The 24,985-nt window shown below is 48.0% G+C and carries 19 protein-coding genes and 1 tRNA gene; 14 read left to right on the forward strand and 6 right to left on the reverse strand.

Features of this window, described 5'->3' with window-relative positions; genetic code table 11:
• Position 1 precedes the first annotated feature (1 nt).
• The 6 genes from GHC22_RS10465 to fucO all read left to right on the forward strand — a co-directional run bounded on the left by GHC22_RS10465 (position 2) and on the right by fucO (position 5,709).
• Positions 2-1,381, forward strand: coding sequence for a PTS transporter subunit IIC (locus GHC22_RS10465; protein WP_053071042.1), 1,380 nt, complete (start codon positions 2-4; stop codon positions 1,379-1,381).
• Between the two features lie 28 nt (positions 1,382-1,409).
• A complete protein-coding gene (locus GHC22_RS24805) occupies positions 1,410-1,607 on the forward strand; it encodes an aldo/keto reductase (RefSeq protein ID WP_153752877.1) in 198 nt (65 codons plus the stop codon).
• A complete protein-coding gene (locus GHC22_RS10475) occupies positions 1,598-2,404 on the forward strand; it encodes an aldo/keto reductase (protein ID WP_153752879.1) in 807 nt (268 codons plus the stop codon). The genes GHC22_RS24805 and GHC22_RS10475 overlap by 10 nt, the downstream gene beginning before the upstream one ends.
• Positions 2,405-2,451: 47 nt before the next feature.
• Positions 2,452-3,552: a mandelate racemase/muconate lactonizing enzyme family protein gene (locus GHC22_RS10480; RefSeq protein ID WP_048216226.1), complete on the forward strand. Its 1,101-nt coding sequence runs from the start codon at positions 2,452-2,454 to the stop codon at positions 3,550-3,552.
• A gap of 29 nt (positions 3,553-3,581) precedes the next feature.
• Entirely contained in the window at positions 3,582-4,478 is an 897-nt protein-coding gene (locus tag GHC22_RS10485) for a dihydrodipicolinate synthase family protein (RefSeq protein ID WP_153752880.1), read from the forward strand.
• A gap of 79 nt (positions 4,479-4,557) precedes the next feature.
• A complete protein-coding gene (gene fucO / locus GHC22_RS10490; protein ID WP_153752881.1) occupies positions 4,558-5,709 on the forward strand; it encodes a lactaldehyde reductase in 1,152 nt (383 codons plus the stop codon).
• A gap of 53 nt (positions 5,710-5,762) precedes the next feature.
• Here the strand turns inward: fucO and GHC22_RS10495 are convergent, their stop codons facing one another.
• Positions 5,763-6,374 carry a GntR family transcriptional regulator gene (locus GHC22_RS10495; protein ID WP_048216229.1) on the reverse strand — a complete coding sequence of 204 codons (612 nt, stop codon included), beginning with the start codon at positions 6,372-6,374 and terminating at the stop codon, positions 5,763-5,765.
• Positions 6,375-6,903: 529 nt separating this feature from the next.
• Between GHC22_RS10495 and GHC22_RS10500 the strand changes: the two genes are divergently transcribed.
• The 5 genes from GHC22_RS10500 (at position 6,904) to GHC22_RS10520 (ending at position 10,943) form a co-directional block, all read left to right on the forward strand.
• Complete coding sequence (locus GHC22_RS10500) at positions 6,904-7,824, forward strand: YafY family protein (RefSeq protein ID WP_057066756.1); 921 nt, start codon at positions 6,904-6,906, stop codon at positions 7,822-7,824.
• A gap of 38 nt (positions 7,825-7,862) precedes the next feature.
• Positions 7,863-8,960 (forward strand): hypothetical protein, encoded by a 1,098-nt coding sequence (locus GHC22_RS10505; RefSeq protein ID WP_048216231.1) that lies wholly within the window; start codon positions 7,863-7,865, stop codon positions 8,958-8,960.
• A gap of 46 nt (positions 8,961-9,006) precedes the next feature.
• Entirely contained in the window at positions 9,007-10,578 is a 1,572-nt protein-coding gene (locus GHC22_RS10510; RefSeq protein ID WP_153687311.1) for a cobalamin adenosyltransferase, read from the forward strand.
• The gene (locus GHC22_RS10515) at positions 10,575-10,841 is read left to right on the forward strand and encodes a YkgJ family cysteine cluster protein (RefSeq protein ID WP_048235250.1); all 267 of its coding nucleotides are present in this window, start codon (positions 10,575-10,577) and stop codon (positions 10,839-10,841) included. Before GHC22_RS10510 ends, GHC22_RS10515 begins: the two co-directional genes overlap by 4 nt.
• Positions 10,842-10,943, forward strand: a tRNA-Thr gene (locus tag GHC22_RS10520).
• A gap of 354 nt (positions 10,944-11,297) precedes the next feature.
• Here GHC22_RS10520 and GHC22_RS10525 read toward each other — a convergent pair.
• A complete protein-coding gene (locus tag GHC22_RS10525; protein WP_153752882.1) occupies positions 11,298-11,798 on the reverse strand; it encodes a hypothetical protein in 501 nt (166 codons plus the stop codon).
• A complete protein-coding gene (locus GHC22_RS10530) occupies positions 11,788-12,579 on the reverse strand; it encodes a winged helix-turn-helix domain-containing protein (RefSeq protein WP_228553251.1) in 792 nt (263 codons plus the stop codon). Before GHC22_RS10530 ends, GHC22_RS10525 begins: the two co-directional genes overlap by 11 nt.
• A gap of 277 nt (positions 12,580-12,856) precedes the next feature.
• On the opposite strand from GHC22_RS10530, the gene GHC22_RS10535 reads away from it, so the two are divergent.
• Positions 12,857-13,390: a hypothetical protein gene (locus GHC22_RS10535; RefSeq protein ID WP_153752883.1), complete on the forward strand. Its 534-nt coding sequence runs from the start codon at positions 12,857-12,859 to the stop codon at positions 13,388-13,390.
• A 371-nt stretch (positions 13,391-13,761) separates the two neighbouring features.
• On the forward strand, positions 13,762-20,727 hold the full coding sequence (locus tag GHC22_RS10540; RefSeq protein WP_153753976.1) for an autotransporter outer membrane beta-barrel domain-containing protein: 6,966 nt from the start codon (positions 13,762-13,764) through the stop codon (positions 20,725-20,727).
• A gap of 220 nt (positions 20,728-20,947) precedes the next feature.
• On the opposite strand, the gene ychF is transcribed toward GHC22_RS10540, so the two are convergent.
• Both ychF and pth read right to left on the reverse strand, forming a co-directional pair.
• Positions 20,948-22,042 (reverse strand): redox-regulated ATPase YchF, encoded by a 1,095-nt coding sequence (gene ychF / locus GHC22_RS10545; RefSeq protein WP_003020818.1) that lies wholly within the window; start codon positions 22,040-22,042, stop codon positions 20,948-20,950.
• A gap of 115 nt (positions 22,043-22,157) precedes the next feature.
• Positions 22,158-22,742 carry an aminoacyl-tRNA hydrolase gene (gene pth, locus GHC22_RS10550; protein ID WP_003020814.1) on the reverse strand — a complete coding sequence of 195 codons (585 nt, stop codon included), beginning with the start codon at positions 22,740-22,742 and terminating at the stop codon, positions 22,158-22,160.
• Between the two features lie 274 nt (positions 22,743-23,016).
• On the opposite strand from pth, the gene ychH reads away from it, so the two are divergent.
• A complete protein-coding gene (gene ychH / locus GHC22_RS10555) occupies positions 23,017-23,298 on the forward strand; it encodes a stress-induced protein YchH (protein WP_003833480.1) in 282 nt (93 codons plus the stop codon).
• 126 nt (positions 23,299-23,424) lie between these two features.
• Here the strand turns inward: ychH and lysC are convergent, their stop codons facing one another.
• Positions 23,425-24,786: a lysine-sensitive aspartokinase 3 gene (lysC, locus tag GHC22_RS10560; protein ID WP_008784984.1), complete on the reverse strand. Its 1,362-nt coding sequence runs from the start codon at positions 24,784-24,786 to the stop codon at positions 23,425-23,427.
• Positions 24,787-24,985 lie beyond the last annotated feature (199 nt).

Genomic DNA, 24,985 nt, shown 5'->3' on the forward strand with positions numbered 1-24,985 from the left:
TATGGAAGTCGTTCAATATATCCTCGGATTTGGCCCGGCAGTGGTCATTCCAATGATTATGTTTTTATTTGCCGTGCTATTTGGCGCGAAACTTGCCGATGCGGCGAAAAATGCAATGACGGTAGGTATTGGTTTTCTCGGTCTTTCGTTGCTGATCGGTTTTATGGTGACATCACTTAGCAGCTCGACAGAAGCGATGGTAAAAAACCTCAATCTTCATTATGAAGTATTGGATCTGGGCTGGCCGTTAATTAGCGCCTTCAGTCTGGCTGCTCTTTCTCTGCCGATTGTTTATGCGTTATGTTTTGCCACTAATTTGTTGATGATTTCAACCAATACCACCAAAACCCTTAACGTTGATTTTTGGAATTACTGGCACTTTGTATTTGCCGGAATCATCGTTGAACAGGTGACGGGTTCATTTTGGATGGGGATTTTCGCCAGTTGGATCACATTTATTATTACGCTAAAAATCGCCGATTACATTGCCCCACATGTGCAGAAATTCTGTGACACGCCAAACGTGACCATTACTCAGGCGGAGATCGTCGCATGGGCCCCGCTGGCATTTTTAATGGACCGTGTAATTGATCGCATTCCGTTGATTAACAAAATTGACCTTAATCTCAGCAAAATTGAAGCCAAACTAGGGTTTTTTGGTAGTCCGTTAGCGATGGGGGCCATTCTGGGGGTGATCATCGGTATGCTTGGCGCGCTACCGTTCAGCGATATTATTAAGAGTGGGATGAATTTTGCTGCGGTCATGGTGTTATTACCGACGATGGCGGGAGTGCTGGTCAGTGGTCTGGTACCGATTACTGAAATTGCTTCTGAATGGGTAAAGAAACGTTTTCCAACAAAGTCACTTTATTTTGGTATCAGTGGTGAAATTGCTTTTAAAAATCCTGCGGTATTGTCTGTAGGTATTTTGATGGTGCCACTCACGATCCTAATTAGTACTATTTTGCCTTTTAATACCATGATGCCATTCGCCGATATTCCTTATCTGCCGATTTTTGTTGTCTTTGGCACGGTTGCATGCAACGGAAACATGTTCCGTGGATTAATTAATGGCATTGTCATCGTGTGCGGGATCCTGTGGTTTGGTTCGGATCTCGCTGTTGTGTCGCAGGCTTTGGCCGAAAAGGCGCAACTGAATGTGCCAAAAGAGATGATGGCCTCATCAATTGATGGTGGCTCACACGCTATATCTTATATCTTCTACAAAATGTTCGAGCTGTTAAAAGGAATGAATCCTGCGCTCTTGTGTCTTTTTTCTATCGTAGTGACCGGGATTATTATTTATGTGCTGAAGTTGATTTTTAATATTAATAATAAATCAACAGCAGCGACCTCATTAACTGCAAACAAAGTTGACTAAGAATACTGATAAACATCAGGGGAATATTATGATCACTCAGAATACAATTAAAAGTGTAGGGCTTAGTGTACCTTCTTTAACCTTCGGCGCAGCCAGCCTGGCTAATTTATTCAGAACGCTGAGCAATAACGAAGCCATGGACATTGTTGATAAGGCCATTCAGGTTGGCTGGCGCTACTTTGATACTGCACCACATTATGGCAGCGACTTTCTGAGTTGCGTTTAGGTCTGGGATTACGTGGACTGGAGCGTAGCGAATATGTTTTGTCCACCAAGGTTGGTCGTCTGCTGCAATCCCGGAAACAAGAGCCAGGCCTTGAAGCAGGAGAATTTTTTTATGATGAGAACCCTTTTAACCGACAGGCTGATTACTCCTATGAGGGCATCATGCGCTCATACGAAAACTCTATCCAGCGGCTGGGAACCCGTTATATCGACATTCTCTATGTACACGATCTCGGCACTTATACCTACGGCAATACGGAACTGGAACGCCAACATTTTAAAACCTTCTGTGAGTCAGGGCAGAAAGCACTAGAAGAGCTTAAGCGCAATGGCGATATCAAAGCCTGGGGCGCAGGCGCGAATGAAGAGGCAATCCTGATGGAGGTGATGGATAACGCTGCCCCGGATATCTTAATGCTCGCCAACCGCTACAACCTGCTGGAAACAGACCGCCAGGCGTTCTTTGCCAAATGTGAAAGCAACAATGTTTCGGTGGCTGTTGCTGCACCTTTCGCTACCGGAGTTTTAGTCGCGAAAGATAAATCGAAGGCGTTGTATGAATACGGTTCCGCTCCAGCGCAGGTTATTGAAAAAGTAAATGCGATAGAAGCGCTATGTGCAAAACATGCCGTGCCAATTGGTGCTGCGGCGCTGCAATTCCCATTAAGAAACCAAAATGTGGTCACCGTAACCTGCGGCGTTCAATCCGTAGAACAAGCGTTGACTAATTTTGCCTGGGCTAACTGGGATATTCCGCAGGAATTGTGGGATGAACTGGCCAGCATTGGTATTCAGTAAGCATCATTTGTAACTTTGCGAAAAAATTAACAGATATTGAGGATGTAATGAAAATAGTTAAAGCCGAAATCTTTATGGTTGATTTGAAACCTAAAGTAAAACGTGTCGATGCGATTCAGTCTTTTGTCTCCCAAGAGACGCCGATTATTCGTTTAACAACATCGAGTGGAGAAATTGGTGAGGGCTATACCTACACAATTGGCACCGGCGGCTCATCTGTGGTTGCGCTGTTACGAGATCACCTGTTACCGAAATTGATTGGTCAGGATGCGACGATGATTGAGGGCATCTGGGAATCATTGCTGTTCTCAACTCACGCGACCTCGGTTGGCGCCATTACGTCTCTGGCACTGGCAGCCATTGATACCGCATTATGGGATTTGAAGTGTAAGCGCATGAATTTGCCGCTGTATAAAGTCGCAGGTGGTGCGAAGTCGCGCATGAAGTTATACACCACCGAAGGGGGCTGGCTGCATTTAAGCACTCAGGAATTAGTTGATGATGCGCTGGCTGTTAAGGCGCAGGGATTCTGCGGTTCTAAAATCAAAATTGGTTCTGAAAGTCCGGTGCGTGATATCGAGCGTTTGACTGCTGTACGTGAAGCGGTGGGGGATGAGTACGTGATCATGACTGATTGCAACCAAGCGTTTAAATTCTCGGAAGCCAAACAGCGCGCAGCATTGTTGGAGCATATTAATCTTTCATGGATTGAAGAGCCGTTTCTGGCGCATGATGTTGATTCTCATCAAAAATTGTGTGAGTCAACCACCATTCCTGTCGCGGTGGGTGAGTCCATTTATTCTATCCAGCACTTCAAAGAGTATTTACAGAATAATGCCGCAGATATTATTCAGGTTGATGTGGCTCGTATTGGTGGTATTACACCATGGCTTAAAGTTGCACATATGGCGGAATGCTTTAATAAAATTGTCTGTCCGCATTTCTTGATGGAATTGCATATATCATTATGTTGCGCCATTACTAATAGCCGTTGGTTGGAATATATTCCACAGCTCGATAGTGTTACTCTAAATAAAGTGAATATTCGCGAAGGATATGCTTTCCCACCAGAAGAACCTGGTTTGGGTATTCAGTGGGACTGGCAGAAAATACAGGCTGATACTGTTGTTTACCATGTCATTGAATAAAACAATTTTTATTTTCTCAGGAATATATTATGTCTGAAAATCATGCTCAATTTCACGGTGCATGGTGCCCATCAATTACGCCTTTTGATCAACAAGGAAATATTGATTTATCGGCACTGCAGCAGCATTTGCGACGTTTGGAAGAGGCTGGGACTCATGTCGTATTGCTAATGGGAAGTATTGGGGAGTTCACCGCATTAACGCAGGATGAACGACTGATGCTTATCCGTGAGGCACGGAAAATGTCATCGCTGCCGCTGGTGGCAAATATCTCAGCTACCTGTATGGCGGATATGATACGTCTGGCAGAAGAGGCCTGGCATTGCGGGTATCAAGCAGTGATGATTCTACCTCACTACTATTTTCAACAAACGCCGGCCCAACTATTGGCATACTACCGCGGTCTGGGGCAGCGCCTGAATGGAAAATGGTTCGCATACAACTTTCCTGCCCGAACTGGATGCGATCTGGACGCGGTACTGGTAGCGCAATTAGCGGCAGAATTTCCCAATTTTGTGGGTGTTAAAGATACTGTTGATTGTCTCTCTCATACTCGCGCAATTATTCAGTCAGTCGCGTCCGTTAGAGACGATTTTGTTGTTCTGTCCGGTTATGATGAATATCTTATCCCAAATCTTCTGGCGGGTGGTGCGGGAGTTATTTCAGGATTAAATAATATTTGTCCCGAACTTTTTGTGCAGGCAATTAAAGCCTGGGATGAAAATGATCTTACCCAGCTTACTGGCATACAGCGTGAGATAAGCCGACTTTCTGCTATTTATAATATTGGTAATGATTTTGTTACTACAATTAAAACCGCGGTGGCTCATAAGTTTCAGTATTCTGGGGAGAAATCAAGAAGCTTTGCGGGGGAACTAACTCGTCAGGAATCGCAACAGATTGACATAATGTTCAGTATCAAATAATCAAAAATCAATAACAGCATACATTATGCTACGGCAATGCTGTATTGCTGTTATACCTCTCTGTTATAAGGTATAGAATATGTCTTATAGAATGATGTTAAATGAAACCTCATATTTTGGCGTGGGTTCAATTAACGCTATCGTTGATGAAGTTAAAAAGCGAGGTTTTAAAAAAGCGCTGGTAGTTACTGACCACGATCTTATCCAGTTTAATGTAGCGACCAAGGTACTTAATATTCTTGATAGCGCAGGGTTGCCTTACCAAATTTTTGATAAGGTCATACCTAACCCGACGATTGACGTAGTGCAGCAAGGTGTTGAGGCATTTCGTCAGGCGGGCGCGGATTACCTGGTCGCTATTGGTGGCGGTTCACCGCAGGATACGTGCAAAGCGGTAGGGATAATCATTAACAACCCTGAGTTTGCCGATGTCCGCAGCCTCGAAGGTGGGGCTGACACTAAAAATGCCGCTGTACCGATGATTGCCATCCCAACGACCGCGGGTACGGCAGCTGAGGTGACTATTAACTATGTGATTACCGATGTAGAGAACCGACGTAAGTTCGTTTGCTACGATCCTCATGCTATTCCGGTCGTTGCCATTATTGATGCTGACATGATGGCCAGCATGCCGCCCAGTTTAAAAGCGGCAACCGGTGTTGACGCACTGACTCATGCAATCGAAGGATATATTACGAAAGGGGCATGGGAATTAACCGATACGCTTCATTTAAAGGCGATTGAGATGATAGGGCGTTCGCTACGCGGTTCGATACAGGGAGTCGCCCAGGACGCTGAAGGCATGGCGGTGGGGCAGTATATTGCCGGGATGGGCTTCTCTAATGTCGGATTGGGCCTGGTGCATGGAATGGCCCATCCTCTGGGAGCATTCTATGGTACGCCACACGGCGTCGCCAATGCAGTGCTATTGCCGCATATCATGGCATACAACGCCGAGTTTACAGGAGACAAATATCGCCAAATTGCACAGGCTTTGGGCAATACTCAGGCCATGGTGATGCCGATCGAAGAGGCGCGTCAGGCGGCCGTTGAAGCCGTGGCACAGCTTAACCGCGACGTAAATATTCCCGCCCGACTGCGCGATATCGGCATGAAATATGAAGATATCGATGCTCTGGCAGCTGCGGCAATGGCGGACGTCTGTACAGGTGGAAACCCTCGAGATACTTGTATTGAAGAGATTAAGGCGTTGTACCGACAACTCTACTAATTTTTAACTTTCCACATGACCGGTAGAAATACCGGTCATGTTATATGCATAGCCTATTTAAAGCTGGAGAACAGGCGGTTGTAGGAGTTGTTGACGTGATGGGCAATGGCTTCACGGGTTTGTTCTATATCGCGGGCAATAATACCGGCGCAAATTTTCAAATGTTCTTTGGATGAATCAATAATTGAATCATTTTTCATTTTGTCTGAACGCAGCATGCGTAACCGGTCATACATGAAGGTCAGCGTTTTAGTCACAATAGCGTTGTGGCAATCGGATAGCATTTGTTCATGTAGCTCGTTATCAGCTTCGAGTAATAAAGACACATTCGAATCATGAAAACCGACTTCAATTTTATCTTTAATTGTCTGGTAGCGTTGCGGGTCCTGGTTCTCCCATGACAAATTCAATACCATAATTTCAATGTCTTTTCGGATCTGGAAAATATCACGTATTTCACTGAGCGTAATGGGTTTAATGGTTTTCGTTTTATTTTTGGAAGGCTCAATCCAGCCTTCAGTCATCAGGCGAAACAAAGCTTCGCGCAGCGGCGTACGGCTGACATTAAGTTCCTGACATAGCTCATTTTCTGAGATAGCCCCCACCAACTCATTGGCGATGATTTTGGCCTTCAATTGATGATATGTTTTTTCGCTGATGTTCATAGTCTGGCTTTAATGAGGGTCATAATCATGTTTAATGAGATACAAATTAGCCCCTTGTCACTATGAAATCAATGGGTAAGCCCGGTTGTACAACGAATTAGCTCGTGTTTCAACGACTCAGTCAGCAGCACTAACAGCTGCCAGCGCGTCCACATCCTTCTGCAGATGATGTTTTTTTACTCAGCGTGAAGAAACCAAATACCGGCGTTCATACCACGATACTGGCCATCATTAAGAAACTCTCCTGACAATCCACCTTTGCAAACTCAGCGTTGAATTTGGCTTAGTGGAAGAGATAGCCGTTAGCCAGTTTGATGAGGATGTATGTAGGTGGTCTTTTGGCCGCCATGTCTCTGGCATTTACTCCTGATGAGGAGCGCTTTTTGTCCCTAAAAATTGTCCAATGCGACTAATGGTCAAATAAATTGTCGATTTCTCTAAAAAAAATGATCAGCGTGCCGATACACTGACAGGATATGTCAGCATTTTATATATAATTCATGTCAGGAAAACAGAAAAGTAGGTGCTTATGGCTGATTCAGCAAGGAGTTGCTCAGCAGAACGTTTAGTCGATATCCTAATAGAGCTGCAAACTTGTGGCGTTGTGAATCGCTATCAGTTGATGAAGAAATTTAATATCACTGAACGAACGGTCTATCGTGATCTTAATATGCTTTCCTCCTTTATTGAGGGGTGTGGTGGTGGAGAGTATCGATTGATACCGATTCGCGCGCAGAATAATAGCGCCTATGCCCTTCATGACCCTCTGGCAAAGCTGCTGGACGCCGACGCGGTTTTTCCTGATAGAGATGAGGATTTTTGGCTTAGCTTAGAAAAACGAGCGGTAGAACAGCATGTTAGAGTTCAGTTTGGTCGCCCTGAACATTCAGTCAGAAATGATTTGCGAAAGTATTTTAACTTATTAGAAAAAGCGATTCAGAAAAACAGTGTCTGTCATATTTTATATAAAGACAAAACGCGCACCGTTCACCCTTATAAATTAGTTAACCAGAAAAATATTTGGTATCTGCAGGCGACCGAGGACGGAAAGCTAAAGTCTTTTTCGTTAAGTAAAATTCGGTGGTTGGATATCCGGAAAGAGCATTTTACGGTCGATACACCCACACTGTCATTAATTGATGAGCATCGCGATCCTTGGGTAAGTGAAGAGACGTTTGAGGTGCGGGTGCGTATTAAACACAGCATTGCTGGCTACTTCGCAAGACGAGATTTACTGCCTCAGCAAGAATTAGTGCGTGAAGAGAATGATGGCGTGACTTTGCTTTGCAAGGCAGCCCATCAGAATCAAATTATTCCATTAATTCTATTCTGGTTACCGAATATAGAAATTCTGGAACCTGAATGGTTGAAAAAAACGGTCATCAACATACTGCATAACTACATCACTGGCGATCGCGACTCTGTTCCTGTTCTGGAATGTGATGCGTAGCGGGTAACAACGACTTATTGCACAGGAGATTTTTATTTATGGCATTACCTTTCATTATTCTGGGCGTCGCGGCAGCGGCAACGGCGTTTGGTGGCAAAAAAGCTTATGATGGCTACCAGAAAAAATCAGAAGCCGACGATGTTTTAGATCGCGCGCAGCGTCGCTTTGATAAGCATAAAGAGAGCTTTGATCTGGCGAATGAAACAACGTCGAAAAAACTGGCCGAGCTGGGTGAAAAAGAACTGAAGATCGGTAAAGATTTCAATGAATTTAAAACGATTGCCGACGATCTGTTGGCGCGTATGGCTAAGGATGGACATAAAGATCTTCGTCTGAAGGTACCGCAGCACAACATCAATAAAATTCAGAGTCTGGCGATTTCCGCCACGGAATACCTGACGACGGTCGTCGGTGCCGGGGTGTCCGGTGCTGCCGCTGGTTTTGCCGTGTACAGCGGCGTGATGGCGTTTGCCGCAGCGTCTACCGGTACGCCGATTGCCGCCCTGTCTGGTGCGGCGGCGTATAACGCCACAATGGCGGCTATTGGCGGCGGTTCTCTGGCCGCAGGCGGCTGGGGAATGGCGGGCGGTGCGATGGTGCTTGGCGGCGCGGTAGTGGCTCCGTTGATTGCTATCGCGGGCTGGGCTTACGATAGCCATGCCGAAAAGGCGCTTAACAATGCTTATCAAAGCTCCCGTGAAGTGACAGCTGCGGTGGAAAAAATGAATGCGGCTGAAGCGCAGCTGACGAAGGTGCAGCAGTATGTAAATAGCATTTATGAATCAATAACCCGTATGCATAGCGTCTTTGTTCAACACTACTTTGAACCGCTGAAAGCGATGCATGCCATCATTGTTGAACGTCATGAGAAGAATATAACCACCGAGATTAGTGAGTCGGAAGAGATCATGGCGATTATCGACCATGGTTATGAATTAGCCGCCATCATGACCGACGTGATCACCACGCCGCTGTTCAAGCCGGTGACGCAGGAAAACGGTGAAGCCGTTATCGAAGATGGCGTGATCCAACTGCAGACCGACAGCAACGGTATGAACCTGCTGAACAAAGAGATTCTGGACGAAAAACTGGCGGTTTCTGCTTCTGAGTTTGACGCATTTTCTTCTCGTATTTAATCGACGCGCCGGGCGAATCTGCCCGGCATTGCTATGGGCGAGCACAATGAACACAGCCAGGTTTGACTGGGGTGAAGAGTTACATCAGACGGTGGTTAAGAGTCTGACCACCTCTTTTGGGTTGGATTTTCTCTTGCTGGAGGATAAACACGGCGGCGATGTGAATACCATTCATAACGCTCGCGAGGGAGTGTATGCCACCGACGCCGAGCGTCAACGGTACGAGCAACGTGAAGGGTATGATTCTCATCATTACCATAGCCACGAAAACTACATTGCCACCAACCGGGCGGGAAAAAAGGCGCACGAGGCCGGTACGTTGACCGATACCTACACCGGTGAGAAATTTGCGGCTAATGATAAAAAGAACCTCGACCATATTATTGCCGCCCATGAAATTCACAACGATCCAGGGCGTATCCTTGCCGAATGCGATGGTGCCGATCTGGCTAATGATTCATCAAATCTGACCTTCACGAATGAGTCGCTGAATAAGGCGAAGAAGGCGAAAACGATGGATGCCTTCGTGCAAACGCTACAAGAACAGCATGCTGTGACCACGCAGGAAATTGCCCGTTTACGCAGCCAGGCAACGCTTTCCGAGCAAGAGCAAAAACAGCTGAATAAGCTGGAAAATAAAGCCGCCGCCGATTTTGAACGGATGAAAGAGGCCGACAAAAAGGCGCGGGCAAAATACAACAGTACGATCAATCAGGAATATTATACCAGCAGTAAGTTTGCGAAGAATGTCGCCACCGCCACAATGAACAATGCGTTTCGCATGGGAACGCGGCAGATGTTGGGACTGATTCTGGCAGAGACCTGGTTTGAGTTCCGTGAGCGTATTCCCGTGATGTTTGAGAAGCATCGTCATTCATTCGATGCCGGAGACTTCCTGCAAGATGCGGCGGAGGCATTACGCGCAGTCTGGCAGCGAGTGCAGGGTAAATTCAGCACTTTCCTGACGTCCTTTAAAGACGGTGCCATCGGTGGCGTGCTCTCCAGCATTACAACGACGCTGTTCAATATCTTCTTTACGACTAAGAAGATGATGGTGCGCCTGATTCGTGAGATGTGGAACAATTTGGTACAGGCCTTTAAAGTTATGGTCTTTAACCCTGAAGGCTTAGCGCCGGGGCAGCTCGCTAAAGCGGTAAGCAAGCTGGTGGCTGCGGGTGTGGCCGTGGCTGCTGGTGTGGTGGTTAACGAAGCTTTAGCCAAGATGCTCGTCTTTCCTTTTGGTCCGGAACTGGCCGCTTTCTGCGGTGCGCTGGCGACAGGTATTCTGACGCTGGTAATGAACTACTTCCTGGAACACAGCGCATTGATGAAAAAGGTCTGGGCGTTTCTGGATACGTTTAAAGATAAGTATCAGAAAGCACTAGAGTATTATCAACAGGTGAATGCTGAACTCGATCGTTATCTACTGGAGCTTTCGGCGTTAGAGTTTGCTATTGATACGTCAGCGTTATCGCGTTTCTCGCTGCATCTTAACGCGGTGAACAGTGAAATTGAGCGTGGTTTGTTGCTGCGTGCAGAGGTTGAGCGCCGAAATATTGCGCTACCGTTTGAAGCAGGGAATACCCGCTCTGTACGTAGCTGGTTAAGTAAGCTATGACGCTCACGCCCGCGTTTCCCTGTAACCAGTGTGGCGCTTGTTGTCGCCACGTCGATCGCGCCAGTGAAACGCAGTTTCTTGATCGCGGTGACGGCATTTGTCGTCACTATCAGATGGAGACAAAGCTGTGCGCGATTTATGAAACACGTCCGCTTATTTGCCAGGTAGAAAAGCAGTATCAGCTTAACTACCAACAGCAATATAGCTGGCAGGAGTTCATTACGCTTAATCGTGAAGCGTGTTTAATTCTGGAGAAAATGTAGGGCGGTGTGCTTCACGAAGGGGTCAGGGTCAATATGTACTCATTATGGAGTTGGCTCGCTTTCGTAATGCGAAGGTCGTAGGTTCGACTCCTATTATCGTGCCATTTAAATCAATAGGTTACAGTTTATTATTTGCATATAATCTTACTGTTTTCTCTCCCGCGTACTTACTGGCGTACTTATTTAGCATGGCATAGCTGAGTGTCATGTTCCCGTTCTCAAATAAATTCAGACCCTACAAACTATTCCCTTCATAGGCTACTAAGAAGCCAATCCAACAGAAGTATCTAACTGAAAACTCATTGCGTTTACATGAAAGTGGTCAAATGCTTGATATACCTCATTGGACGTCCCATGATCTGTGCCGTACTGTACGGACAGGGCTATCTCGTTTGCAATGTCCAAACGAGGTAGCTGAGGCTATATTGGGGTATATGCGTGGCGGCGTTGAAGGTATTAGGATTTACTGACACATAAAAGTGATGGTGAAAAAATGTTGCCTATCAGATATGCATTTTGAAGTTTTGATACATGCATTCGTTTCTCTGGTTCAGAGCTATCGTAGATGGCTTTAGTAAAAAAATCATCAGGCATTGTGTCGGCTGATTTCTTTCTCAGTCGTGCTTCAGAAAGCCTTACGGTGCCAGAATCTAGCATCACGTATTCAAACGCAATGGTACGCTGGACGCTACTTTTCCCAACGCCATGCTCTCCTGTTTCCGTAACGACACCAGAAAAATCAACCTCACCGGTTCCGTCTTTATAAATCTGAACGAATACACTGCCATTGAATTTCACCCCATGAGGTAATTCTGGCATCGAGATCGTCGATACACAGTTGATGCTTATCCCATTATTGGGTGCCCAGTCAGCGATTCCTGTCGCGCGAACAGCAATTGCTGAAACAAACGCAATTGCTGAGACGCTTATCAGTGTTTTTTTCTTATTAATTTTCATGGATATAGATATCCTTGCAACCTGCAAATTTAGTTTGTTCTTTGTTATTCCAGGTGCAGCGGGACAAAAATACGCGTCCTTTTTCACCGTAGGTGTATAGATCGTCAGGCTGGAAGAAGTAGGTCGCACCCTGAATGCACGGAAGGTAAGTGTTTGTTAACAATCTGGCTTTTTCGAGTTTGACGGACATCATTTCTGGGGAGTTGTTATAAAAAGTATACACAGGGCACTGATCAATCTTACCGAGTTTCCAAGTCTTTATAGCTGAAATCATATCAGAAGCACCATTTTGTAATGGGTAAAAGGCTATAACCAGTGAACTCAGCAACAAAGTCATTACCAAAATCCAGATTTTTGTCGATACTTGCGTTTTTTTTATTTGCACCGATGCCTTAACATTTAATGAATTGATTTCACGGTAGTTATCAGTCTCTCTGATAGATATAGAGTCATCAGGAACCAAGAAGCCCACCCGGGGTATAGTCTGAATGACTTCCTGATTACAGCCGAGATCGTGGAGTCCTCTTCGTATAAATGAAATGTACTGGCTCAGAGAGTTATTCGAGGCCTGAAACCCATTCTTATCCCAAACATTAACTAAAAGATCCTCACGGGAAACGACCTTACCTCGTTGCTCAAGCAGGAACGAAAAAATACGATTCGCCGTGATGGAAAGTACAACCGAATTTTCGGGTGATGAAAGACTGGCAAGGACACCATCATCAGTTCTGAATGTTACTTCGTTGTAAATTTGGTAAAGCATATGTGTATTCATCTGCATATGATTGTTCCTCTCTATTTTAGCTGATATTTCACGTTTTGACATTGTGCTCTATCACGCATACGCATTTTGCAGTTAGATATTTTATAAAACCATTTCTTCTATTGCTTTATCAGAATATCTACCTATATGACATGACATTACTTCTATAGATTCCTGGGTAAGGTGTTGTTGTATTATTATTTTCGTCTCAAACCCTCCCAGTAACGAGGCTCTTCGTGAAGGTTCTGTCAATTAATTTTGAGAACATCATGAAGGGCATTATCAGGATTTACTCATGATGGATAGGCAAACATTCATGGTCATCACGCATGATACTTTTCTTCGTCAGTCTATTTTCGCTTTAATGAAACAAATTTGTTGTGAAAATAGAATATGTTTCATTGATGTCGATTCATTTAACTCGCTTGGAGAACTGAATGACACCCTATATCACTTTTCCAAAGAGGATGAAATTCGAACGATTTTGATCTCTCGCGGGTTATGGATCTCTAAGGTTATCTCATCTCAAATTGATTTATCTGTGTATGATGATTTAAACAAATGGCGACACCTTATAACGATAGCTAAACTAGAATCGGTGAGTAATGTAATTGAAAAAATTGAATTCTTCAAGGACTTCAAAGGAATGAGCCAATGTGAAGTTAAAACAATTCAATCACTAAAACTTTCAGAGAGTATTTTCTTGGCTGCAAAAAAATCAGGCGTAAGTTATAAAAACTTTTTGAGAAGTACACTCGCTATAGCAAAGAGGTATAATCTTAAAAACACCGCCAACCTGCACTTCTTTGTTTACAGGTTTAATAAATAGGATTACTCTCAAAAAAGTTTTTCCAGGGTGGTAATCCCCCCTGGAGCTTTTTAATCATGAAGCTATTAGTTAACGACATGCTGAAAATATATATCGATAATATGTATTCACCAGAATGTATACTTCCGCTAACCAATAAAATGTCGTGTAACACCATTTAAAATTCAGCACGATAATCTTTAAATATCTATTTTTATAGATGATATGTCTATAAACAACGCATTATTCATTATATATACCCTAGAAGAGGGGCGGCAAGTAAAATCACTCACGAAACGCCTGAGCTAAAAATCAGGCACTGATAATTTTGGCCCAAATTCACCTGTGAAGTAACCGCGAAAGAAAATGGGCTGTTAAAAGCGAGTGAGATGATGAACAAAGTATTTAAGGTTATCTGGAGCGTACCCCGCTCGTGTGCCGTTGTTGTTTCCGAACTGGCACGTGGAAACGTACAATCAAGCAGTTCTTCGCTTATTACGGAAGAACAATACAGCGCAGAATTCCAGAATGCATATGTTTTTCGAATGGCACCTGTCGCTTTATTAATGCTTGCACTTTTTCCAGCGAAATCACAGGCAACAGATTATGTAGTAGACTCCATGACCCCACAAGATGCCATAGAGATAACAGTGAGTGGACGGGATAATACATTGTCAGGTAGCTTTTCGAATGTTTCGTATGGTAATAGTGGTTACACCAATATGACTCTGGGTGAGGCTTATGATAAAGGTCTTCTAGGTACTAATAGTGAGTATGTTAAGAATAACAACATATTTAACATCGGCTCGCAAAGCAAAGTAATTGACTTTATAGATCCAGTTACCGGGAATACGACATCAATAGCGGTCTACGATAATGATGCGATGGTCATTAACTCTCTCGCCGACTTTAATGTTACGATTTCAAATGCCGTGGGTGCTAACGGCCAGTATATAGATCGTAATCTATACAACGTTAATAGTGGAGCCACTCTTGATGTCAATGTTGGAAGTCAGGATGCCAACTGGATTAATGATAGGGAAAACTTATTTAGCGCTGTTTTCAAAAGTTCAAATACGAGTAGCATAAATAAATCATCAGTTTTTAATGTTTCCAGTGAGTCTGGTGACAAAGCAGAGCTTAATTACCATTCTAAAACAATAGCCCAGTTAGGTAATGATTACAACAATCACAGTGGTGGCACGGCTATTGCGTACCCAGTGATTGACGAATTTACAGGTGAGTTCACCAGCAAACTTGGGCCACAAAATGTGACAAATGTGGAGGAGTTTAAAGCTTACAACGCTGCGTTAATCGCAGCGATTGAAAAAGGTGAGCTCTCAATGACCAGTGCAGAGTACAACGCTGAACTGAATTTGGCGCGAACTACCGGGTCTATCCCTATTTATGCGAATGAGGATGGGATTGCGTCTGATGATGCAGTTAGAGGAACGGTTAATCGTGATACCGTCTCCTACATCCACGGAACCGGCAAAGATGCCGTTATTAACATTGATAAAGACGCTAATCTGCAACTTTTTTGGTCTGATGCATCGCTGGTTAACCTGGAAAATGGTGCAACCTTAATCAATGAGGGCACACTAGGGTCGAATAACAATACGCTTCGTGGGGCCTATGTCGTCGCCGTTCACAGTGGTTCTGTATTTGAGAACAACGGGGTTGTTGATGCAGGGACTAACCCTGACATGGCTGAAAAATTGGGTTCGAGCGCAGCATTAGTCGCAGCAGGCCAGCACACGGCTATCCTGGCAAACGGCACATCCACTGTTAATAACAATGCCACTGGCGTGATTAACCTGGCAACGAGCTCTTCTCAATACAGTAATAAAGGTGTCCTACTCTCTTCGTCTGCGGTGCTGACAAATGATGGCACGATCAATGTCGCATCAACAGCGCAGACGAGTACCACTGGCACACCGGTCACAACAGGTGTTGAGGCCGGCCAGCAATCAACATTCAACCATAACGGCATGTTGTACATTGGCCGGGAGGCTCAACGTGAGGGTTCGGATGCGACTAACGACCTTCGTATTTCGGGAGACTCCATCGGTGTTCTGTTATCAGGCAGCGCGACGTATAACGGAGATGCGGCCTCAAAAATCGTAATAGGTTCTCAGACAACGAACGCAACAGCCATCGTTGTTAAAAATACCGCGACGTTGAATCAAAATGGCACGATAGAGATCAATGGCGAACTGCCTGGCGAATCCTCGATTGCCAACGTGGGGCTCAACGTAAAATCAGGTACCAGTGAAAACCGGGTCGTGAACAAAGGCATTATCAATCAGAACGGGCAAAACAGTATCGGTATTGATGTGGAAGCCGGTGGGAAAATCACGCACGCTGGTGTCATTAACGTCAACTCCGGTGTTGATGAGGGTACGCATTACGCTAACTACGGTATCCGGGCAAGCGGTGAGGATGCCCTCGCGGTAGTATCAGGCGAAGTCAATCTCAATGGCGATTATGCCATCGGTGTGCAGGCGCGTGATAAAGGCACTATCACCCTGGTGGATAACGGAACGGTCACTTTCAATGACGGGAGTCACCAGACAGGGTATTACATCTACGGTTCTGGATCGTCAATTATCGATAATTCCACGAGTAATCAAACGGTTTCGACGACAGATTCGACGCTTTATCGTGTCGATGGCGGCGCTGCGTTTGATGGCTCCAACACCAATATGTCACAAATGAATGCAACGGGTGATAACTCCACCATTATCCTTACGACGGACGTAGGCAGCAGTTTTAACTCCGGCAAGCTGGCGTTAAGCATTATAGGCGAAGGCTCAACTGGTGTTCGCATTGAAGGCGGCGCGACGGGGACAATCACGGCGGATGCTGATATTGTTAAAGTCGCCGGTAAGGGCACAACGGCGGGCGTTGTTGACGGAAACTACTATGCCCTGGACGGCGAAGTCGTAGAAGCCAAAAAAGGTAAGTCGGTATTAACCAGCTATGCCACCCTTGAAACGGCCAACACCGCTGACGGTGCTTTCGGCTATATCGCCCGCAATGGCGGTACGCTAAATCACAAAGGTACCATTGACTTTGATCAGCCTGACAGTACCGGGGTGCTGATTTCCGGCGGTACGCTGAACAATGACGGCGATATTCAGGTGAATGGCGTGGCGGTCAATATTCAGGGCGCAGATTCTGTGGTGAACAATATCGCGACAGTTTCTGCCACCGATGGCACCGCGGCGTATCTGGTCGGGAGCGACGCAACGCTTAACCTGACCGGTGAAGGGCAAACTACCGCTGACGGCACGGCGCACGCCATTCTGTTGGCAAGCGGGGCGAAAGGGCTGGTCGTTGATGGCGCAACCATCACGATGGCCGCGGGCGGCAGCGGTAACGCCATTGAAAACCAGGCCAACCTTGCCGGTATTCAACTCAAAGAGACCCACATTACCGTCGGAAACGGCGTTGGTGTGCATACCGGGGCTTCCATGGATCGGATCAACTCTGGCACCATCAACCTCACTGGCAGCGGCACAGGTATCCTGTTTGAAAACATTGATGGTTCGCAAACCAATCAGACTCTGGATATGTCCGATTCGCGCGACCTGGTCATCAACGTCCAGCAGGCGAGCGGCAAAGGGATCGTCACCAATTCGTCCGCAAACCTGAAAACCGGTGCCAGCGTGAACGTGCTGGACCGCGATGGTGCAGAAGCGCTGGTCGTCGGCGGGACCACGAAAATTATTGAACAGTCGGGCGAGCTGACGTCGGTTTCCACCTCGCATGCGGTGGTCGATGCAGATAACGGCTCACTGGAAAGTTTCCTTAATAAAGGGGTGATCCGCGCGCTGGATGCTTCGCAAAAAGCGTTGGAAATCGTCAAAGGTAAGGGTATTGCCTTTACCAATGCCGCGGAAGCCAGCATCACCGGGATGGTGAATTTACTGAGTGGTGACAACACCATCACGCTGGAGTCCGGCAGTACGGCAACGGATATCACCACCGGTGACGGCAGCGATCTCTTCGTGCTGAAAGACATCAAGACGACTGAAACGTCGCTCTTCACCAGCCTGAATGGCGGAGAAGGCGAAGACACGCTCCGGTTGCAGAACGCGCAGTACAGCCTGAATAGTGCCGACGCTATTACCGGCATGGAGCATATCGATCTGACCAGCAACTCGGTGTTTACCGTCAATGACGTCGACTTCGCCCTGGGTGATTCGAAAGATGATGCATCAAATACGGGTTACAGCATCGATGCGAATAGCACGCTGCAACTGAACGCGACCGGCGATCTAGAGTTCAACAGTCACCTATCGGGAACCGGGAGCGTGTCTGTGGATGCGTCCGGCAAGGCGTTTGATTTTACCGCTAACAATGCCGCAGACGGTTTCCAGGGCACGCTTGCGCTGCAAAACAGCACCTATGAATTGACCGGACTGAACACTCAGGCGCTGACTCAGGCGAGGCTGATCGCGGGTGAAGGTAGCATCACGCATGTTGGCAAGGGCGAACAGAATATCGGTGGGCTGGCGTTTAACGGCGGCACGGTGAGCTTCGACGGTGTTACACCGGGCAAAACGCAAGCGGATGGTACGATCCATGCGGGTGAAATGGATCTGAGTGGTCGCGGGACCGTTCAGGTGGATACCGGCAGCGTCAGCAACGATCGTCCGCTGACGGATACGACGCTCTCCCTGCTTGAACAGGACGACGCGCAGGAATTGATCAAACTGGTCACCTCTGACACCGCTGTGCAGGGTGGTGCGGGCAACCTGACGTTAACCGACAAAGACGGCAACGTTATCAGCGATGGCGTGGTGGCTGACATTGAGCAGAATGGCGACGTGGTGGCCAAAGGCACTTACGATTACCGCCTGACCGGTGGCGAAAACGACGACGGGCTGTATATCAACTACGGGCTGACGCAGGTCGAACTGCTGGCGTCCGGCAGTAACGCACTGGTGCTGGATGCTAACGGTAAAACAGGTAATGCCGCTGACCTCAGCGCCCGCGTCACCGGTTCAGGAGACCTGGCCTTCGACAGTGCCAGAGGCCAGACCGTGTCTCTCTCCAATATGGATAACGACTACACCGGTGTCACCGATGTGCGCAGCGGCAACCTGCTGATGAAGAACAACGACGTGCTGGGGCAGACCAGCGAACTGAGTCTGGCATCTGACACCGGTATTGATATGAACGGCTACAGTCAGACGGTCGGTAAACTGACTACTACTGTCGATTCTCTGCTGAACATTAATGGTGGCAGCATGACGATTGCGGACGGTGGCGAGGCTAACGGCACTTTAACAGGTAGCGGCGCGCTCAACCTGAATGGCGGAATGCTGACTGTCACGGCTGAAAACAGCACTCTGGCAGCGAAAACCACTATTGCCGAAGGGGCAACGGCGCTGCTGAACTCCACGCTGGGCCTCGGCACCGGCGACATCGTGGCGGCCGGTACGCTGGCGTTAAGCAATGCCGCAGGCGTACTGTACAACGCCATCAGCGATAACGGCAGTGTTGAACTCGCCGACAGCGATGTGGTGCTAGTCGGTAACAACAGCGAGTTTGCCGGAACATTTGATATTGATGCTGCCTCGCAACTGACCGCATCTGTGGCAGAGCATCTGGGCGATGCGGCGGTAAAAAATACTGGTTCACTGGTGCTCAACAGCGCCAGTAACTGGGACCTGAACAACATTGTTTCCGGTGCGGGCAGCGTTACCAAGCTCGGCAGTGGCACCATCACCGTGGGCGAGAATGCCGAGTGGACCGGTGCCACACACATTGAGCAGGGAGGCCTGCAGCTGGGCAGCGAGATTGCTTCAGTGGTGCTGAGCAGCAAGCAGGTCAATATCGCAGAACAGGGAACGTTATCCGGGTTTGGCGGCGTGGCAGGTGATATCAACAACGCTGGTCTGCTTCAGGTTGGCACCGCTGAGAGTATAGGTACGCACACATTTACGGTGGGCGGAAACGTCACCAACAACGGTACGATGGCCACCGGTGTGTCCGGTCAACAAGCCGGTAACCAACTGGTGATTAAGGGTAACTATGCGGGCAACGATGGGCTGCTGTCACTTAACACCGCGCTTGGCGACGATAAATCTGTCACCGATAAGCTGGTTGTGGAAGGTGACACCTCCGGCAACACGTATATCACGGTGACGAATGCCGGTGGCAAAGGGGCGGCAACCACCAACGGTATCGAAGTGATCACCGTTGAGGGGGCGTCCGACGGCGATTTCACTCAGAACGGCCGTATTGTTGCCGGGGCATATGACTACACCCTGAACCGCGGTACCGGCGAGAACAGCAGCAACTGGTATCTGAACAGCAGCAAAACGGACCCGGGCACGGACCCGGGAGATAAGGAAACGCCGGACCTGCGTCCGGAAGGCGGCAGCTACACTGCGAACCTGGCAGCGGCTAACACTCTATTTGTGACCCGTCTGCACGATCGTCTGGGCGAAACGCAGTATATCGACGCCTTAACCGGCGAGCAAAAAGTCACCAGCATGTGGATGCGTCACGTGGGCGGCCACAACAACTGGCGTGATGGCAGCGGGCAGCTCAAAACGCAGAGCAACCGTTACGCCGTTCAACTGGGCGGTGATGTGGCGCAGTGGAGCCAGAGTGGTCTTGACCGCTGGCATCTTGGGCTGATGGCCGGTTACGGCAACGACCACAGCAATACCCACACGTCACGTACGCAGTATGGTTCGAAAGGGTCTGTGAACGGCTATTCCGCCGGGGTTTACTCAACCTGGTATGCCAACGACGAGACGCACAGCGGGCTGTATGTCGATACCTGGGCACAGTACAACTGGTTTAACAACAGCGTGAAGGGTGAAGGTCTGCAGGGCGAATCCTATAAATCGAAAGGGGTGAACGCCTCGGTGGAAACCGGCTACACCTGGAAAATGGGGGAATACCAGACGCGTGAAGGTTCGACCAACGAATGGTATATCCAGCCGCAGGCACAGGCCGTGTGGATGGGCGTGAAAGCCGACGATCACCGTGAAAGCAACGGCACCCGCATCACCAGCAGCGGTGACGGTAATGTGCAAACGCGTCTTGGTGTGAAAACCTGGATCAAAGGCCACAGCCAGCTCGATAACGGTAAAGCGCGTGAGTTCCAGCCGTTTGCCGAAGTTAATTGGCTGCACAATACCCGTGATTTCAGCACCCGGATGGACGGCGTTAACGTCAGCCAGGCCGGAACGAAAAACCTGGGTGAGGTGAAAGTGGGTGTCGAAGGGCAGGTCAGCCCACGTTTCAACCTGTGGGGCAATGTCGGCGTGCAGGTGGGTGATAAAGGCTATAATGACAGTGCGGCAATGATCGGCGCGAAATGGAACTTCTGATAATCGTCTCCTGACCTTTTTGCCAGGCAACCAGTGGTTTGCCTGGCAATCCTGCTGGTTGGACTGACCCCACGCTCGTAGACAAATTCTTTCCTCACGACGGGGCCTGTTCAATAAGTTGAGACATTATGAAATGAAAAATCCACGCAATTGCGTGGATTTTATAGGTTTTGTGATTTTCATGAGATTCGTTGAAACCTCATGAGATAACAAATTTTATTTAGACGTTGAACAGGAAGTTCATGATATCGCCATCTTTGACGATATAGTCCTTACCTTCGGCACGCATTTTCCCAGCTTCTTTCGCACCTTGCTCACCTTTATAGGTGATGAAATCTTCAAACGCGATGGTTTGTGCGCGGATAAAGCCTTTCTCGAAGTCGGTATGGATTTTACCCGCTGCCTGCGGAGCCGTGGCACCGACAGGAATGGTCCATGCACGGACTTCTTTCACGCCAGCGGTGAAGTAGGTCTGCAGGTTCAGCAATTCGTAGCCAGCACGGATAACGCGGTTCAGGCCCGGCTCTTCCAGACCCATTTCAGCCATGAATTCTTCACGGTCAGCATCATCGAGTTCTGCGATGTCAGCTTCAACGGCTGCGCAAACGGCAACCACAACAGAACCTTCGGCAGCCGCGATTTCGCGCACTTTATCGAGGTACGGGTTATTTTCAAAACCGTCTTCGTTGACGTTGGCGATGTACATTGTTGGCTTCAGCGTCAGGAAACTCAGGTATTTGATAGCCGCTTTGTCTTCGTCAGTCAGCGTTTTCAGCGCGCGCAGCATGCCAGCGTTTTCCAGCTGTGGCAGGCATTTTTCCAGCGCAGCCAGTTCTGCTTTAGCGTCTTTGTCGCCGCCTTTGGCCTTCTTCTGCACGCGATGGATAGCGCGCTCACAGGTGTCGAGGTCGGACAACGCCAGCTCGGTATTGATAACTTCAATGTCATCAGCCGGATCCACTTTGTTATTAACGTGGATGATGTTGTCGTTTTCAAAGCAACGCACCACGTGGCCGATAGCTTCGGTTTCACGGATGTTGGTCAGGAATTGGTTACCCAGACCTTCACCTTTGGACGCGCCTTTTACCAGACCGGCGATGTCGACGAATTCCATCGTTGTTGGCAGGATACGCTGCGGTTTGACGATTTCGGCCAGCTGATCCAGACGCGGATCGGGCATCGGGACAACACCGGTGTTCGGCTCGATAGTACAGAACGGGAAGTTTGCCGCTTCAATACCCGCTTTTGTGAGCGCGTTGAACAGGGTGGATTTGCCTACGTTTGGCAAACCGACGATACCGCATTTGAATCCCATGTTTAAATCACCTTAATCTTTTGATATTCAACCTGTTATGGAAAACAGATTGTAGAAATGTAAATAACTTCGCCTATTATACACAGCACGCGAGAAAAATGCCGCACATCGCTGCTTATTGCGCTTTAAAGGTGTGTAACCGGCTCGTCGCTTTGGTCAGGCCGTCTTTGAACAAAATCTCGGTACAACGTGCCGCTTCGTCAATTGCTTCATCAATTAACTTCTGTTCTGAAACAGGCGGTTTGCCTAAAACAAATCCGACAACTTTGTTTTTATCGCCCGGATGGCCAATTCCAACGCGTAAACGATGAAAGTTGGGGTTATTACCTAACTTACTAATGATGTCTTTCAGACCATTATGTCCGCCATGACCGCCGCCAAGCTTAAATTTGGCCACGCCAGGGGGCAGGTCTAACTCATCGTGTGCGACCAAAATTTCATCGGGGTTAATACGATAAAAACTGGCCATCGCACCGACAGCCTTGCCGCTCAGATTCATAAATGTGGTTGGCACCAGCAGACGGACGTCTTCACCTTCAAGCGTAACTCTGGAGGTGTAGCCGAAGAATTTCGGCTCATCGCGCAGGGGAGCGCGTAATCTTTCTGCCAGCAGATCGACATACCATGCGCCTGCATTGTGTCGCGTTGCCGCATACTCTGCGCCGGGGTTTGCCAGGCCGACAATCAATTTAATCGCCACGTGTTTTGTCCTGAGTGTTTCGATAAACGACGTGTAGTTTACTGTCTGACGCTGCTGTTGACAAAAAACTGCGTGCTTATCGCCAAAAGCTGAATAATTGCACAAATGGACTATTAGAAAATGAGTGTGTTCAGTGGCTTATTTGTAAAGTTTTGTTGCATGAGTGTTTGTAATTGTGATCGCTCCCGCACTTGCGAACGGCAGTGTTGTCTATACTTTACACATAAGGATTAGGGGTATTCCCTGTAACAACCCAAAGTTCCGGAGGTGACACATGAAACGCAAAAACGCTTCGTTACTCGGTAACGTGCTCATGGCTTTAGGGTTGGTGGTGATGGTGGGTGGTGTTGGTTACTCTATTTTAAACCAACTGCCGCAATTTAATCTGCCACAGTTTTTCGCACATGGTGCCGTGCTCAGTATTTTTGTTGGTGGTGTCCTCTGGTTGGCGGGTGCCAGAGTGGGGGGGCACGAACAAATCAGCGATCGTTACTGGTGGGTGCGCCACTATGACAAACGCTGCCGTCGCGGTGATACCAATCATCGGCATAACTAAATAGCTCTCCCAACTCGGAGTGCAGTTGTTTGAACACAAAGTCCTGGTTTAAAAACCAGGGCTCTGCTTGTTCGTCAGTACTGGATTAAACGACTTCTACCTTTGGTGGCATACTACAAAGAAGCGTTATTCGAATAACCGATAATGTAACGCTTTGATCGCGCTGTCTGCATTGTCAGCCGGCAACAGGATACTCAGGTTGTCGTTTGACGCCCCATGGCAAATCATTCGTACCGTATGCTCTTCAAGCCAGGCAAAAACGTCTTTGCAAACTCCCGCAGCCTGTGTGAGTTGATTCCCCACCAAAGTGACCAGCGCCAGCCCGGTTTCCACTTCCACACGACAGTGGGAGGACAAGGCGGTAAACAATGCGGTGGTCAGCACATGGTCTTCACCTGAGGTTGCATGAGTGGCGTCCAGCGCCAACGCAATACTATTCTCTGAGGTTGTAACCAAATCCACCGTGACCGCATGGCGAGCTAAAATGGTGAAGGACTGCGCCAGGAAAGAACAGGAAGGTTGCGCCTCCAGGCTGTGTAACCGCAACAGCGTCTGTTTACGACGCACGGCGAGCGCACGATAGCGAGGTGGATTATCGGTGGTGTTGTGCACCAGCGTACCTCCGGCGGCAGTATCCTTACTTGAGCCAACAAAGACCGGAATGCTTTTACGCATTGCCGGGAGCAGTGTCGCCGGGTGGAGAACCTTCGCACCGTAGGCGGCCATATCGCTGGCCTCGGAAAATGAGATATGGTCGATTCGTTTGGCCCGCGGCGCAATGCGTGGGTCGGTGGTGTAGATCCCTGCGACGTCGGTCCAGATGTCAACGCGTGTGGCGTGAAGCGCCTCACCGAGAAGCGTAGCCGTGTAATCACTACCGCCGCGTCCAAGCGTTGTGGTGTGCCCTGCGGCATCACGCCCGATAAATCCCTGAGTCACCATAATCGCTTGCTCAAGACGAGGGCGCAGGTGAGTCTCCACCTGGTGGTGTAGTGTGCCAAGCTCAGGTTCGGCACAGCCGAAGTTCGAGTTAGTACGCATCACGCTGCGGGCGTCAAACCACCCGGCCTCGGCATGCCGTTCACGTAAGACTTCAGTAAAAAGTAGCGAGGACATCAGCTCGCCATGGCTGACTAATTCATCGCTTAACGCATCAGACGGCGAAACCATCGCCGTTTGTGCAAGACGACGTATATTGTTTAGAAGATTATCGATTTCCGTGCTGATAACGGACGGCTGCTTCAGGCGGGAAATAATGTTGTATTGGATGGCGCGTAAAGTCTCAATCTTATCTAATTGTTGATGTGTTTCCAGACCTTCAGAAAGCTCAACCAGTAAGTTTGTCACGCCTGCAGAAGCAGACAAAACGACTAAACGGACATCTTGATCAGCAAGGACAATGCTGGCGCTGCGGTTCATCGCATCAAAATCAGCGACGCTGGTGCCGCCAAATTTGGCAACGACGGATGGTGGATAAATGCGAGTCATAACAATCTCATATCAGGGCGCCATAAAAGTATGGCTAGAAAATTTTCATTCTCGGCATAAGGGAACGACGTTCGCCTTACGAAATGTCCGCCCGCGAACATTTCTGCTGACAACCCAGGGAATACCTGTTGTCGATAACGCGTGTCGCCTGTACGCGTAATCGGGTGCTGCGCATTAATTTTATCTACATAGCCTGCAA

Source organism: Citrobacter sp. H12-3-2 (genome assembly GCF_009649895.1).
GTDB classification, from domain to species: domain Bacteria; phylum Pseudomonadota; class Gammaproteobacteria; order Enterobacterales; family Enterobacteriaceae; genus Citrobacter; species Citrobacter portucalensis.